Origin of the sequence: Actinomadura sp. NPDC049753, assembly GCF_040674655.1 — a bacterium.
Taxonomy (GTDB): Bacteria; Actinomycetota; Actinomycetes; order Streptosporangiales; family Streptosporangiaceae; genus Spirillospora; species Spirillospora verrucosospora.
In genome coordinates this window covers 1-13,676 of sequence record NZ_JBFARL010000200.1, presented here as the reverse complement: position 1 = coordinate 13,676, position 13,676 = coordinate 1, and the positions used below count along the sequence as shown (strand labels likewise).

The following is a 13,676-nucleotide window of genomic DNA, read 5'->3' as shown; positions in this document are numbered from 1 at the left end:
CGGCCCGGGCCCCGGGCGCCGCGGCCCCCCGCCCCGGCCCCGGGGCGCGGCGGCGCGGCTGCGGGCATACATCGGCGCGGGACGGGAATGGGGCCGTCCACCTGCGGGGACGACCCCGCGGGCGAACCGCCGACGAGGGGGAGATCGCCATGCGCGTCGTCGTCACCGGCGCCACGGGCAACATCGGGACCAGCACCGTCCGCGCGCTCGCCGAGGACCCGGCCGTCACCGAGATCACCGGACTGGCCCGCCGCGAACCCGGCCCCGGGGCCGCCCGCGAGGCCGACCCCGCCGGGACCGGCAAGCTGCGCTGGGCCGAGGCCGACGTCACCGACACCGACCTGGTCCCGCTGATGCGCGGCGCCGACGTCGTCATCCATCTGGCCTGGCTGTTCCAGCCCACCCACCGGCCCGCGGTGACCTGGGACGCCAACGCCGTCGGCAGCGCCCGGGTGTTCGACGCCGCCGCCCGCGCGGGCGTCCCCGCGCTGGTGTACTCCTCCTCCGTGGGGGCCTACTCCCCCGGCCCCAAGGACCGCGCGGTCGACGAGTCCTGGCCCACCCACGGCTGGCCCGAGGCCGCCTACAGCCGCGAGAAGGCCTACGTCGAACGGCTCCTGGACGCCTTCGAGACCGCCAACCCCGACTGCCGCGTCGTGCGGCTGCGGCCCGGGTTCATCTTCGAACGGCAGAGCGCCAGCGAGCAGCGCCGCCTGTTCGCCGGGCCGCTGCTGCCCGGCCGCCTGGCCCGCCCCGACCTCATCCCGGTCGTGCCGGACCTGCCCGGCCTGCGGCTGCAGGTCCTGCACTCCGCCGACGCCGGGCAGGCGTTCCGGCTCGCCGCCACCGGCGAGGCCCGCGGCGCCTTCAACCTCGCCGCCGAACCCGCCCTGGACGCCGCCGAGCTCGCCGACCTGCTCGGCGCCCGGACCGTGCGGCTGCCCGCGCGGGGCGTGCGGGCCGCGCTCGCCGCCGCCTGGAACCTGCACCTGGTGCCCGCCTCCCCCGCCCTGCTCGACCTGGCCCTGCAGATCCCGCTCATGGACACCGCCCGAGCCCGCGACGAGCTCGGCTGGACACCCCGCCACAGCGCCCGCGAAGCGATCACCGAGTTCCTGGAAGGGCTGCGCACCGGCGCCGGCCGCGACACTCCGCCGCTGTCACCCGACACCGGCGGGCGGCTGCGCGAACGCGAGTTCGCCACCGGAGTCGGCCGCAAACCCTGACACCACAGGCGCCGACTGACTCCGCCACCACTCACCAGACCGCCACCACACCAGACCGCCACCACACCAGACCGCCACCACACCAGACCGGCGGCGCGGTCCGGCCCCACGGCCGGGCCCCGCTCCGCCGCCCAACCGATCCGGAGGTCACCCGATGCCGACGATCACAAGCGAGCACCTGCACACCCTGCTGGCCTCCACCGACCGCGGCGCCGCACTCGTCGTCGCAGGCGGCCGCGCCTCCGTCGTCCCGGCCGACCCGAGCCGCGGCGACGGCCCCGAGGACGCCATGGTGATCACCACCCGGGACGCCGTCATCGCCGAACTCGACACCGGCGCCAACGAGGAGCAGATCGAGGCCCTCGCCCAGCGGCTGGACACCGCCCTGGACAGCCTCGGCGGCTGACCCTCCGGGCAGAACGGCGCACGGCGGGGGGCGTGGCCGCCGTGCGGGATCAGTCGCGGCGGCGCCGGCGATGGCTGGTGTCGCAGAACGGGTACGCGCGGCTGCGGCGGCACGCGCACAGCGCCACCAGCCACCGGTCCGACACCGCCGTCGACCCGTCCTCCATCACGACCTCCACCGGGCCCTCCACCAGCACCGGCCCGCCCGGCACCATCCGCACCCGCCGCCGCTCCCGGCCGCCCGGCGCCTCTCCGCCCGGGCCCCCGGGACCGTTCGCGGGCACCGGCCGCGATTCGGCCCGCGGCTCGGCTCGGGTCTCCGGCTGAATCTCAGGCCGCCCGCTGGTCGCGCTCATCACCCGCCTCCTCCCCCATCCGGTCGGCGCGCACCACCACCAGGTCCTCGTGCCGCTGCCCCTCCACCAGCAGGCCGCGCGCCCGCAGCCCGTCCGCGCGGCGCCGCATCACCGGCCCGAACGGCTCGCGGTGCCGCGCCACCACCGACGCCCGCATCCCCGCGCGGCGCAGCCCCACCAGCGTGGCCGCCACCCCGTTCAGCGCCGAGTGCACCACCAGCAGCGTCCCCGACGGCGACAGATGCCGGGGGGCCTGCGCGCAGATCCGGTCCAGCAGCGCCCGGCCGTCCGGGCCCGCCTCCCACGCCCGCGCCCGGCCCCGCACCGACGCCGGGTCGACCTCCCCGACCACGTACGGGGGGTTGGCGACGATCACGTCGAACTCCTGCCCCGCGACCGGCGCGAACATGTCCCCGCGCAGCACCCGCACCGGCAGCCCCCGCATCCGCGCGTTCACCCGCGCCGCCAGCACCGCCTGCGACGAGGCGTCCACCGCGACGACCTCGCAGCCGGCCCGCGCCGCGGCCAGCGCCACCGCGCCCGTCCCCGTGCCGAGCTCCAGGACCCGCGCCCCCGGCGGCGCCCCCGCCAGCGACAGCGACCTCAGCAGCGCCCGCGTCAGCAGCGAGGTGTCGGCCTGCGGCCGGTACACGCCCGGCGGCCTGAAAAGCATCATCGCCCGCCCCTCCCGTTCACCCGGCCACCGGCGCGGCCGCCGGCGCGTCACTCACCACACCGGCCCCGCCACCGGGACCCGCATCGGCCACCACATCGCCCACCGCATCGGCCAGCGGGCGCCGCAGCGCCGAGCGGCCCGCCCGCCAGCTCCCCAGCAGATGGCCGCCCAACCGGTCCTCCAGCAGGCCCGTCGCGCGCACGCCCAGCACCACGTCCCCGGCCAGGCCCGGCTCGGCCTCCAGCAGCCCGCCGATCACCTCGTGGCGCAGCACCTGCTCGTGGACGGCATCGGCCTCGATGTGCTCGGTGTGGAACAGCAGGGCGCGCGGACCGGCGCCCAGCCGCTCCAGCGCCCGCGCCATCCGCCGCGCCGACGGCGCCGTGGTGATCTCCGCCGCCGCGAAATGCCCCACCAGCGCGGCCCGCAGCGACCGGTGCAGACCGAACAGCGACATCATGTTCACCGTCGCCAGCATCACCGCCGGCGCCGCGTCCACGTACGCGCCGTAGGACGGGTCCAGCCCCAGGTCGTCCAGCAGATCGGCGTACAGGCCCTGATGCGTCATCCGCGCGCGGCCGCCGCCGAACTCGTCGTTCTCCACCGCCGCCAGCGCCGCCTTGGCCCGCCCCCGCAGCCGCGGGATCACCCACGCGTGCGGGTCGGCCTCCTTCAGGTGGTACACCGACCGCAGCGCCGCGTACTCGCGCATCTGCCCCCAGGTGCCCTCGTCGCGCAGATGGTGGGAGACGCCACGCGCGTCCACCGGCTCCACCAGGAGCTCCTCAAGCGCCCCCTGCACGTCCCCGGCCGCCTCCGGGCCGGCCGCCCGCCACACGTCGCGGCGCAGCGCCGCCAGGAACACCGCCTCCATCGCCCCGCGCAGCCGCAGCAGCCCCGGATCCCACTCCCAGTCCGGGTCCACGCCCGCGAACCCCTGGTAGTGCAGCTCGTAGCAGGTGTGCAGCGCCAGCTGCAGATCCTCCCCGTAGGGGTCGCAGGACCGCGCCTCGGCGACCAGCCCGCCGATCCCGGGCGGCTCCGGCGGGTCATCGCGAAGCGGGCTCGGGGGCGGACCCGAGGCCAGGACGGACGCCACGGCCCGCGACAGCGGCCCGCGCGGCACCGGCAGCACCGGGGCCCGGTCCGCGCGCGCCCGAACGGAACCGAGCGATCCCCCGAATCCGAGCCCCGACACAGGGCCCGACGCGGGGCCCGACGCGGGGCCCGACGCGCGAGCCGGCCCGCGGCCGGTCCCCGGGCCGGGCTCGGGACCGCGAGAGGGCGGTCGGTCCTGGTGAACGGTCATGTCTCCTCCGTCTCAAGGGGCGTCCGGCTCCGGTACCCGCTCACTCGCGTCCCATACGCCCGGTTTCTCCCCTGAGGTCGCGCCGGGCGGCTCCCCCGTCCCCTCGGCGGGCCCGCCCACCACGTCCGGCCCGCCGTCCGGGCCCGTGCCCGCGCCGTCCAGTCCGCCGGACTCGGTCTGGCGGACCAGCATGTCCACCACCGCGCGCGGCCCGCCCCGCCGCGCCGCCCGGCGCTGGCGGTCCGCCCCCGTCCCCGCGCGGCGCACGCCCTCCACCAGCCTGAACACCGCGTCCAGGTCGCCGGCCTCCTCCAGCGCCGGGGCCGCGCGGGCGACCAGGCCGTCCAGCAGCCGCCACGCCGGGACCGCACGGTGCGACACCGGGTCCACCATCGCGCCGTCCAGACCGTGCCGGGCCGCGTTCCACAGCGCCGCCGCGCACACCTGCCCGTCCACCCGCGGCGCCTCCCGGCCCGCCGCCAGCTCCGCCAGCGCGGCGGCCACCAGGCCCCGCACCAGCGCGGCCTGCAGCACCGCCTCGTCCGCGGTCGCCGCCGCGTCCCCCGCCCGCACCTCCACCGTCGGCCACCGCGGCGACGGCCGCGCAAGCCAGAACGTCATCGCCCCGTCCACCAGCGCGCCCGACTCCACCAGCGCCGCGACCCGCGCGTCGTAGTCGGCCGCCGACGCCGACCACGGCGGCACGCCCGCCCCCGGGAACCGCGCCATCTCCATCATCCGGCGCGCCGCGTAGCGGGTGGGGCGCCCGCGGTCGAACGGCGAGTTGGCCGCGAGCGCCACCAGCACCGGCAGCCACGGCCGCAGATGGTTCACCACCGCCACCGCCGACTCCCGGTCCGGGACGCCGACGTGCACATGGCAGCCGCACGCCTGGTAGTCCTCGACCACGTCGCCGTAGGCGGACACGATCGCGGCGAACCGCTCGCCCCGCGCGGCGGGCGGCGGGCTGCCGCCCAGCACCGGCGTCCCCGACGCCACCAGCAGCGCGCCGCGCTCCCGCGCCGCCTCCGCCAGCCGCGCCCGCCCGTACCGCAGCTGCGCGCGCAGCCCCGGCAGGTCGTGGCACACCCCGGTGACCGCCTCCACCTGCGACCCCAGCAACTCGGTGTGGAACGATCCGCCCGACGCCCGCCACCGGTGCGGCCCGGCCCTTTCCAGGACGTCCTCGGCGTGCCCGACGCACTCCCCCGACGCCGGGTCCACCAGCAGGAACTCCTCCTCCACCCCGAGACTGACCCCTGGCGCGTGCCCCCCGACGCCTCCGCCCATGCCGAGTCCCCCTCACTCGTACAGACCCCCTCACCTCGGGGGATTCCCGCCCAGAACGTCCCCTCCCTCCCCCGCCCGAGATCCTTTACGCCGCCGCCGTCCGCCGCGCTGACCGGATCGTTCCGCATCCCGTCGCGATGACGCCTGTCCGGCGCCGCGGCGCCCGGCCAGGATCGACCCATGAACCGAGCGCTCCTCGTCGTCGACGTCCAAGAGTCCTTCCGCCGCCGCCCCAACTGGGAGGCGGTCTCGGCGCCCGACATCGCCGCCCGCGCCGCGCGCCTGGCCGCCGCCGCCCGCGCCGCGGGCGACCTGGTCGTGTGGATCCTGCACGCCGAACCCGGCACCGGGAACCCCTTCGATCCCGCGCTCGGCCACGTGCGCCTCATGGACGGCCTGGACCCCGAGGCCGGCGAGCCCGTCATGACCAAGACCTCCCGCAACGCCTTCACCACCACCGGCCTGCAGCAGCTGCTCACCGAACGCGGCGTCGGCGAGGTCGCCGTCTGCGGCATCCAGACCGAGCAGTGCTGCGAGACCACCGCCCGCCTGGCCGCCGACCTCGGCTACCGCGTCACCTTCGTCACCGACGCCACCGCCACCTTCCCCATCGAGCACCGCGACGCCCCGCCCGGCCGCCCCCTGGCCGAGATCCTCGCCGACCCCGCCACCCTGCCCACCGACCAGATCATCGCCCGCACCGAGTACGCCCTGGCCGGACGGTTCGCCGCGATCGCCTCGCTCGACGACCTCGCACCCGCCCCGGTAGGCTGACCGGATCGTGACCCGCGTCGTCTTCCTGCTCGTCCCCGGCCTGCACCTGCTCGACCTGGCCGGGCCCGCCCAGGTGTTCGGCACCGCCGCCGACGCCGGCCTGCCCTACCGGCTCGCCTACGTCGCCGACCGCCCCGCACCCGGGGACGAGCCGGAGACCGCGGCCCCTTCCGCCGCGCCCGTGACCGTGCCCACCGCGCAGGGCGTCGCCCTCCAGGCCCCCACCGCCTGGCCCGGCCTCACGGCGGGCGACATCGTCCTGGTCCCCGGATGGCGCTGGGGCGACGGCGAACCCCACGCCCCGCCCGTCTCCGCCCGCGCCGCCCGCCGCCTGGCCGCCCACCACGCCGCGGGCGGCACCGTCGCCAGCGTCTGCGCCGGAGCCTTCGCCCTCGCCCACGCCGGCCTCCTGGACGGGCGCCGCTGCACCACCCACCACGAGCTCCAGGACGCCCTGGCCCGCCGCCACCCGCGCGCCACCGTCGTGCGCGACGTGCTGTACGTCACCGACGGCCGCGTCGTCACCTCCGCCGGCATCGCCTCCGGCATCGACCTCGCCCTGCACCTGGTCGCCTCCCGGCACGGCCCCGGCGCCGCCGCCCGCACCGCCCGCACCATGGTCGTGTACGCGCGCCGCAACGGCGACGAGCCCCAGGCCAGCGCCCTGCTGCGGCACCGCGCCCACGTCAGCGACGCCGTCCACCGCGCCCAGGACCACATCGACGCCCGCTACGCCCGCCCCCTGCCCCTGCACGTCCTGGCCGCCGAGGCCGGCGTCAGCGAACGCACCCTCACCCGCCGCTTCACCGCCGCCACCGGCCTGACCCCGCTGCGCTACCAGCAGGAACTGCGGCTGGAACGCGCCGAGCACCTCATCGGGCAGGGCGCCACCACCGACGCCGCCGCCCGCGCCGTCGGATTCACCGACGCCCGCATGCTCCGCCGCCTGCGCGCCCGCCCCTGACCGGCACCCGCACCGCCCGGCCGCTCCGCCGCCCGCGAGGCGGCTCAACCGCGCAGCGCCACGTACGGGGCCAGCGCGAGCAGGCTCACCACCAGCGCCCCCTTCAGCGCCCCCGCCGGCACCGCCCGGGCGATCACCCATCCCGCCAGGACCCCCGCCAGTTCCGGGACGCCCACCAGCGCCGCCAGCGGCCAGTCGACCGCGCCCGACGCGAGGTACCCGACCGTCCCGGCCCCGGCGATCACCACCGACTGGGCCTGCGCCGCGGCCAGTGCCGACAGCACCGGCACCCCCAGCGCCACCAGCAGCGGCACGCACAGCATCGGCCCCCCGACCCCGAACATCGCGCCCGCCGCCGCCACTCCCGCACCCACCGCCGCGGTCACCGCCCGCCCCGGACCGCCCGCCGCGGGCCCCCCGCCTCCGGGACGCCGCGCCAGCACCAGCACCGCCGTCACCGCCACCAGCGCCCCCAGCAGCACGCCGAACGCCCGGCCCGTCACCAGCCCGTTCAGCAGCACCCCCACCGGCGCCCCGACCACCGCGCCCCCGCACAGCAGCACCGCCGCCCGCCGCGCCACCGGCTCGCGCAGCTGCCCCGACCGCGTGTACACCGCCGTGCCCAGCACGCCCGTCGCGACGTTGGTGACCAGCGCCGTGCCCGCCACCTGCGCCGGCGACAGCGGCGTCAACGCGAACAGCCCCGCGGTGACCAGCACCCCGCCCGGCCCGACCGCCGTGATCCCGACCCCCGCCGCGACCGCCAGCAGCACCAGCGCCGCCACCACGCCCGGCCCCAGCCCCGCGACCGCCCCCGTCACCGACCCTCCCGCCCGGCGCACGGCCCCCCGTCCCGAGGCGGCGACGCTCCGCGCAACGCCCTGAGCCGGTGTGAGGTCCCCATTCTCGACATTGTGCGAGCTCCCGCCCGCCGGTCAACGACCGCCCGCAGCGGACCGCGCCGCTCGCGCTGGGACGCCGCCAAGATCGCCGAGGGTGTCGCCGTGCTGGAGGACGCCCTGCGCCCCGCCCCCGGCAGGCCCCGCCCGGGCACCGCTGAAGCAGAACCGTCCCGGAAGGTGTCCGTCGGGGCGCGCCGCGTTCGTCGGCGGGACGAGCGGCCGCGCAAAGGCGGCCACCTGGGAAGGAACCCTTCATGGACATCACGCACTCCAAGGACGGCACCCGCATCGCCATCGACCGGACCGGCGAGGGACCCGCCCTGATCCATGTCGGCGGCGCCCTCAACGACCGCGGCTCCGGCGCGGCGCTCGCCGGGCTGCTGGCCCCGCACCGCACCGTCCTCACCTACGACCGCCGGGGGCGCGGCGACAGCGGCGACACCCCGCCCTACGCCGTCGAGCGCGAGATCGAGGACCTGGCCGCCGTCATCGAGGCCGCCGGCGGGTCCGCCGCGGTGTACGGGATGTCGTCCGGCGCCGTCCTGGCGCTGCGCGCCGCCGCGCACGGCCTGCCCATCACCCGGCTCGCGCTGTTCGAGCCGCCCTTCAACCCCGCCCACGACGACCGCCTCACCCGCGCCCGCGCCTACAACACCGAGCTGACCGGCATGCTCGCCGACGGGCGCCGCGGGGACGCCCTCGCCCTGTTCATGACCGCCGTCGGCATGCCGGAGGAGATGGTCCGCCAGATGCGGGGCGCGCCGATGTGGCCCGCGCTGGAGGACCTCGCGCCCACCCTCGCCTACGACTCGGCGGTCATGGACGACGCCGCCACGGGCGCCGAGCTGCCGCAGGACCTGCTCGCGGGCGTGTCCGTCCCGGCCCTGGTGCTGGACGGCGGCGACAGCCCCGCCTGGATGCGCGACACCGCGCGCCGCGCCGCCGCGCTCCTGCCCGCCGGGACGCACCGCACCCTCGACGGCCAGACCCACGACGTCGACCCCGCCGTGCTCGCCCCGGCCCTGGAGGAGTTCCTCACCGGCTGAGCCGCCCGAGCCCGGTCAGGGGACGGGCACCTCGATGTGGCCGGGCGCGCCGCGCCGCGTCCAGGCGCGCCCGGCGGTGACCTCGGCGGCCCACGCCTCGAACGCCTCCAGCTCCGGGACGGGCACCGCCACGTCGGCCTGCACGCCCGCCCCGTAGCGGACATCGCCGGGCTGGTGGCCGCTGGCGTGCAGATCGCCCAGGAACCGCCCCGCCAGCGCGTGGTCCACGCCGACCGTCACCGTCACCACCGGGCGCAGCTCCACGACCCCGACGGCGTCCAGGGCGCCGGCGACCGCCTGCCCGTAGGCGCGCGCCAGGCCGCCCGCGCCGAGCTTCACCCCGCCGAAGTGGCGGGTGACGACGGCGGCGGTGCCGGTCAGCCCGCGCCGCACCAGCACCTCCAGCATCGGGATCCCCGCCGTCCCGGCCGGCTCGCCGTCGTCGCCGCTCTTGGTGATCTCGCCGCGCTCGCCGACGACGTAGGCGGTGCAGTTGTGGGTGGCGTCGCGGTGCGCGCGCCGGTGCCCGGCGATGAACGCCGTCGCCTCGGCCTCGTCGGCGACGCGTGCGAGCGTGCAGACGAACCGGGACCTGCGGACCTCCAGCTCCGCCGAGCCGCTCTGTCTGATCGTGCGCATGGCGCCTGCGAGTCTACGTTCCCGCGCGGCCGCGCCGCGGGCGGGCGGGGACGCGGGTCAGACCAGCTCGATGAGGTCGGCGATGGACGGCACGACGCGATGCGGGCGGAACGGGAACCGGGCGATCTCGTCCTTGCGGGTGACGCCCGTCAGCACCAGGATCGTCTCCAGACCGGCCTCGACCCCGGCGACGATGTCGGTGTCCATCCGGTCGCCGATCATCGCGGTGCTCTCGCTGTGCCCGCCGACGACGTTCAGCGCCGTGCGCATCATCAGCGGGTTCGGCTTGCCGACGAAGTAGGGCTCCACGCCCGTCGCCCGGGTGATCATCGCGGCGACGGCGCCGCACGCCGGCAGCGAGCCCTCCGGGGACGGGCCGATCGGGTCGGGGTTGGTCGCCACGAACCGGGCGCCGCCCTCGATCAGCCGGATCGCGCGGGTGATCTGGGAGAAGCTGTAGGTGCGGGTCTCGCCGAGCACCACGTAGTCGGGGTCGATGTCGGTGAGGACGAAGTCCGCCTCGTGCAGCGCCGTCGTCAGGCCCGCCTCCCCGATCACGTAGGCCGACCCCTCGGGCCGCTGGTCGGCCAGGAACCGGGCGGTGGCCAGCGCCGAGGTCCAGATCGACTCGGGCGGGACGGCCAGCCCGGCCGCCGCCAGGCGGGCCGACAGGTCCCGCCGGGTGTAGATCGAGTTGTTGGTCAGGATGAGGAACGGCTTTCCGGACGCCGCGAGGCGGCGGACGAACTCCTCGGCGCCGGGGACGGGACGGCCCTCGTGCACCAGGACGCCGTCCATGTCCGACAACCAGTACTCGATCGGCTTGCGCTCGGTCATGCCCCCATTGTCGCAGGCAGGGATCTTCCTCGGGACCGTCGGCCCGGACCGGTCTCCCCCGGGTCCCGCGGTGCCGGGGCGTTGACCTGCGTGTGACGTGGACCATACATTTTCGGACACGGCGCACCGAATCATGTTCGGCGGACGGGCCGCCCGGCGGTGCGCCCACCCCGCGGGAGGCGCGACGTGCAGAACCGGGACGTGCAGGACACCGGACGGCCGCTGGCGGGCGTCGCCGAGGTCAGGGCGGCGATGACGGCGCCGGGGCAGCCGTTCGAGATGGCCGAGGCGCGGATCCGCGGCGTGCGGACCCGCGTGTGGAAGAACGCCCCGCCCACCCTGCGCGACGTCCTGGAGATCTCCCGCCTCCACGGCGACAAGGACTTCCTGGTCTACGGGGACGACCGGCTCACCTTCGCCGAGCACCACGCGCGGGCGGCCGCGTTCGCGCGGGCGCTCGTCGACCGGTACGGGATCGCCAAGGGCGACCGGGTCGCGATCGCCATGCGCAACTACCCCGAGTGGTCGGTGGCGTTCTTCGGCGCCGCCGTCGCCGGAGCCGTCGTGGTCCCGCTCAACGCCTGGTGGAGCGCCGCGGAACTGGAGTACGGGCTGGCCGACAGCGGCGCCAAGGTCCTGGTCGCCGACGCCGAGCGCGCCGGGCGCCTCGCCGGCGTGCTGCCGGGCCTGGGCGTGGCGTGCCTGGTCGCGCGGGCGGACGGCGCCCTGCCCGCGGGCGCGGAGGCGTTCGAGGACGCCGCCGGCGCCCCGGGCACCGCGGCGTCCTCCGAAGCGCCCCCGCTCGACGTGCCCCTGCCCGACGTCCCGCTCGACCCCGAGGACGAGGCGACGATCTTCTACACCTCCGGCACCACCGGACGGCCCAAGGGCGCCCTCGGCACGCACCGCAACATCGCCGGCAACCCCGTCAGCCTCGCCTACGGGGTCATGTCGGCGGGCGTGCGCGCCGGCCGCACGGTCGAGGAGCTCGCGGCGCCGCAGCCGCGCGTGACGCTGCTGAGCGTCCCGTTCTTCCACGCCACCGGCTGCCACTCGGTGCTGGTGTCCAGCGCCCTGCAGGGCGGCACGGTGGTGCTGATGTACAAGTGGGACGTCCGCAGGGCGCTGGAGCTGATCGAGCGGGAGCGGGTCACCGGGTTCGGCGGCGTGCCGACGATGGCCTGGCAGGTCCTGACCTCCCCCGACTTCGCCGAGTTCGACACCTCCAGCCTCACCGGCGTCAGCTACGGCGGCGCGCCGGCCGCGCCCGCCCTCGTCGACAAGATCAGGGAGCGGCTGCCCGAGCGGATGCCCGGCAACGGCTACGGCCTCACCGAGACCTCCTCGGTCACCACCTACAACGGCGGCGTGAACTACCTGGAGCGGCCCGACAGCGTCGGCCCGCCCGTCGCGGTCTGCGACGTCAAGGTCGTGGGCCCCGCCGGGGAGGAGCTGCCGGCCGGCGAGGTCGGCGAGCTGCTCATCAAGGGGCCCAACGTCATCAAGGGCTACTGGCACAGGCCCGAGGCGACCGCGGCCGCGTTCACGGACGGCTGGTTCCACAGCGGCGACCTGGCCCGCCTGGACGCCGACGGGTTCGTCTACATCGTCGACCGCGCCAAGGACATGCTGATCCGCGGCGGGGAGAACATCTACTGCGCCGAGGTCGAGGCCGCCCTCTACGAGCATCCCGCCGTCGCCGACTGCGCCGTGATCGGCGTCCCGCACCAGGTGCTCGGCGAGGAGGTCGGCGCGGTCATCGTGCCGCGCCCCGGCGCGGCGGTGTCCGAGGGCGAGCTGCGGGAGTTCCTGGGCGGGCGGATCGCGGCTTTCAAGGTGCCCGCGCACGTGTGGTTCCGCGAGCAGGGCCTGCCCCGCAACCCCGGCGGCAAGATCCTCAAGACGCGGCTGCGCGAGGAGCTGCTCGGCCGCCCCCCGGTATCGTGATCTTGTGATGAGCGACGAACCCGGACCCGCCCACCGCCAGATCGACGCGCCGGGCCTGGCGCCCGGGCCCGGATACAGCCACGCCGTGTCCGTCGACGTGCCCGGCCGGCTCGTGGTGATCAGCGGCCAGATCGCGCTGGACGCGGCCGGGAACCTGGTCGGCCCCGGCGACCTGGAGGCCCAGACCCGGCAGGTGTTCGCCAACCTGGAGACCGCGCTCACCGCCGCCGGCGCCCGCTGGGAGCACGTCGTGCGGCTCGGCTACTTCCTGCGCGACGCCGGCGGCGCCCCGGTCGTGCGCGCCGTGCGCGCCGAGTTCGTCCCCGAGGGCGTCGCGCCCGCCGCGTCGCTGGTCGAGGTGTCGCGCCTGGTCCGCGACGACCTGCTGGTGGAGATCGAGGCCCTCGCCGTCGTCCCCGCCGGCTGACGGGCGCGCACGCGGTCCCGGGCCCGGACGCGCGACGGGGCGCCCCCGCCAGGGGGCGCCCCGTCCACGTGCGCTGAGGTCAGACGTTCACCCCGAAGTCGGAGGCGATGCCCGACAGGCCCGAGGCGTAGCCCTGGCCCACCGCGCGGAACTTCCACTCGGCGCCGTTGCGGTACAGCTCGCCGAACACCATCGCGGTCTCGGTCGAGGCGTCCTCCGACAGGTCGTAGCGCGCGATCTCGCTGTTGTCGGCCTGGTTCACCACGCGGATGAAGGCGTTGCGGACCTGCCCGAAGCTCTGCTGGCGCTTGTCGGCGTCGTAGATCGAGACCGGGAACACGATCTTGGCGATCTCGGCGGGGACGGCGCTCAGGTTCACCTTGATCGCCTCGTCGTCGCCCTCGCCCTCACCGGTGAGGTTGTCGCCGGTGTGCTCGACCGAACCGTCGGGGCTCTTGAGGTTGTTGAAGAACACGAAGTGCTGGTCCGACAGGACCTTGTTCTCCGCCGAGCACAGCAGGGCGCTGGCGTCCAGGTCGAAGTCGGTGCCCGTTGTGGTTCGCACGTCCCACCCCAGACCAACCACGACGGCGGTCAGTCCGGGGGCCTCCTTGGTCAGCGAGACGTTGCCGCCCTTGCTCAGACTGACTCCCACTGTGTCTACCTCCGTATCGGCTGCGGGTGCCACCACCCGCGTGCGGTATGTCTAACGAGAACGGTAGCCACCTTGCGCCGGTTCCCCCGCCTCCTTGGCGAATTCGCGGCGTGGCGTGCCGTTTCTTCCCGGATGCGCCCTCTCAGGCCAGGAACGCGGCGGGCGCGGTGACCGGGGCGGGCAGGTCGAACGCGGCGGCCAGCTCCGCCGCGCGGGGCGCCAG

General features: G+C 76.5%; 15 protein-coding genes. 7 read left to right on the top strand and 8 right to left on the bottom strand.

The window, feature by feature from the left end; translation table 11 throughout:
* Together AB0K37_RS34050 and AB0K37_RS34045 are read left to right on the top strand one after the other, a co-directional pair.
* Nucleotides 1–1,226 (top strand): NAD-dependent epimerase/dehydratase family protein (locus tag AB0K37_RS34050; protein ID WP_363988003.1); only part of this gene is annotated, 1,226 nt, incomplete at its 5' end.
* A 154-nt stretch (nucleotides 1,227–1,380) separates the two neighbouring features.
* Nucleotides 1,381–1,632, top strand: coding sequence for a hypothetical protein (locus tag AB0K37_RS34045; RefSeq protein ID WP_363988001.1), 252 nt, complete (start codon nucleotides 1,381–1,383; stop codon nucleotides 1,630–1,632).
* 49 nt (nucleotides 1,633–1,681) lie between these two features.
* On the opposite strand, the gene AB0K37_RS34040 is transcribed toward AB0K37_RS34045, so the two are convergent.
* The 4 genes from AB0K37_RS34040 to AB0K37_RS34025 form a co-directional block, all read right to left on the bottom strand.
* Nucleotides 1,682–1,987, bottom strand: coding sequence for a CDGSH iron-sulfur domain-containing protein (locus AB0K37_RS34040; RefSeq protein WP_363987999.1), 306 nt, complete (start codon nucleotides 1,985–1,987; stop codon nucleotides 1,682–1,684).
* On the bottom strand, nucleotides 1,962–2,663 hold the full coding sequence (locus AB0K37_RS34035) for a HemK2/MTQ2 family protein methyltransferase (RefSeq protein ID WP_363987997.1): 702 nt from the start codon (nucleotides 2,661–2,663) through the stop codon (nucleotides 1,962–1,964). The genes AB0K37_RS34040 and AB0K37_RS34035 overlap by 26 nt, the downstream gene beginning before the upstream one ends.
* A 16-nt stretch (nucleotides 2,664–2,679) precedes the next feature.
* The gene (locus AB0K37_RS34030; RefSeq protein ID WP_363987995.1) at nucleotides 2,680–3,798 is read right to left on the bottom strand and encodes an iron-containing redox enzyme family protein; all 1,119 of its coding nucleotides are present in this window, start codon (nucleotides 3,796–3,798) and stop codon (nucleotides 2,680–2,682) included.
* Nucleotides 3,799–3,984: 186 nt separating this feature from the next.
* Nucleotides 3,985–5,262, bottom strand: a complete 1,278-nt coding sequence (locus AB0K37_RS34025) for a glutamate--cysteine ligase (protein WP_363987993.1) — start codon at nucleotides 5,260–5,262, stop codon at nucleotides 3,985–3,987.
* 180 nt (nucleotides 5,263–5,442) lie between these two features.
* Here AB0K37_RS34025 and AB0K37_RS34020 point away from each other — a divergent pair, with 180 nt between their 5' ends.
* Both AB0K37_RS34020 and AB0K37_RS34015 read left to right on the top strand, forming a co-directional pair.
* The gene (locus AB0K37_RS34020; RefSeq protein WP_363987991.1) at nucleotides 5,443–6,036 is read left to right on the top strand and encodes an isochorismatase family protein; all 594 of its coding nucleotides are present in this window, start codon (nucleotides 5,443–5,445) and stop codon (nucleotides 6,034–6,036) included.
* Between the two features lie 7 nt (nucleotides 6,037–6,043).
* Nucleotides 6,044–7,000, top strand: a complete 957-nt coding sequence (locus AB0K37_RS34015) for a DJ-1/PfpI family protein (protein ID WP_363987989.1) — start codon at nucleotides 6,044–6,046, stop codon at nucleotides 6,998–7,000.
* Between the two features lie 44 nt (nucleotides 7,001–7,044).
* On the opposite strand, the gene AB0K37_RS34010 is transcribed toward AB0K37_RS34015, so the two are convergent.
* A complete protein-coding gene (locus tag AB0K37_RS34010; RefSeq protein WP_363987987.1) occupies nucleotides 7,045–7,821 on the bottom strand; it encodes a sulfite exporter TauE/SafE family protein in 777 nt (258 codons plus the stop codon).
* A 335-nt stretch (nucleotides 7,822–8,156) separates the two neighbouring features.
* Between AB0K37_RS34010 and AB0K37_RS34005 the strand changes: the two genes are divergently transcribed.
* Nucleotides 8,157–8,948 (top strand): alpha/beta hydrolase, encoded by a 792-nt coding sequence (locus AB0K37_RS34005; protein WP_363987985.1) that lies wholly within the window; start codon nucleotides 8,157–8,159, stop codon nucleotides 8,946–8,948.
* 15 nt (nucleotides 8,949–8,963) lie between these two features.
* Here AB0K37_RS34005 and AB0K37_RS34000 read toward each other — a convergent pair whose 3' ends face one another.
* A complete protein-coding gene (locus tag AB0K37_RS34000) occupies nucleotides 8,964–9,587 on the bottom strand; it encodes a YigZ family protein (protein WP_363987983.1) in 624 nt (207 codons plus the stop codon).
* A gap of 57 nt (nucleotides 9,588–9,644) precedes the next feature.
* Nucleotides 9,645–10,424, bottom strand: a complete 780-nt coding sequence (locus tag AB0K37_RS33995; protein WP_363987982.1) for an HAD-IIA family hydrolase — start codon at nucleotides 10,422–10,424, stop codon at nucleotides 9,645–9,647.
* Between the two features lie 186 nt (nucleotides 10,425–10,610).
* Between AB0K37_RS33995 and AB0K37_RS33990 the strand changes: the two genes are divergently transcribed.
* Together AB0K37_RS33990 and AB0K37_RS33985 are read left to right on the top strand one after the other, a co-directional pair.
* Nucleotides 10,611–12,371 carry a class I adenylate-forming enzyme family protein gene (locus AB0K37_RS33990; RefSeq protein ID WP_363987980.1) on the top strand — a complete coding sequence of 587 codons (1,761 nt, stop codon included), beginning with the start codon at nucleotides 10,611–10,613 and terminating at the stop codon, nucleotides 12,369–12,371.
* A gap of 7 nt (nucleotides 12,372–12,378) precedes the next feature.
* A complete protein-coding gene (locus tag AB0K37_RS33985) occupies nucleotides 12,379–12,798 on the top strand; it encodes a RidA family protein (RefSeq protein ID WP_363987978.1) in 420 nt (139 codons plus the stop codon).
* A gap of 79 nt (nucleotides 12,799–12,877) precedes the next feature.
* Here AB0K37_RS33985 and AB0K37_RS33980 read toward each other — a convergent pair whose 3' ends face one another.
* On the bottom strand, nucleotides 12,878–13,453 hold the full coding sequence (locus tag AB0K37_RS33980) for a TerD family protein (RefSeq protein ID WP_345187213.1): 576 nt from the start codon (nucleotides 13,451–13,453) through the stop codon (nucleotides 12,878–12,880).
* Nucleotides 13,454–13,676 lie beyond the last annotated feature (223 nt).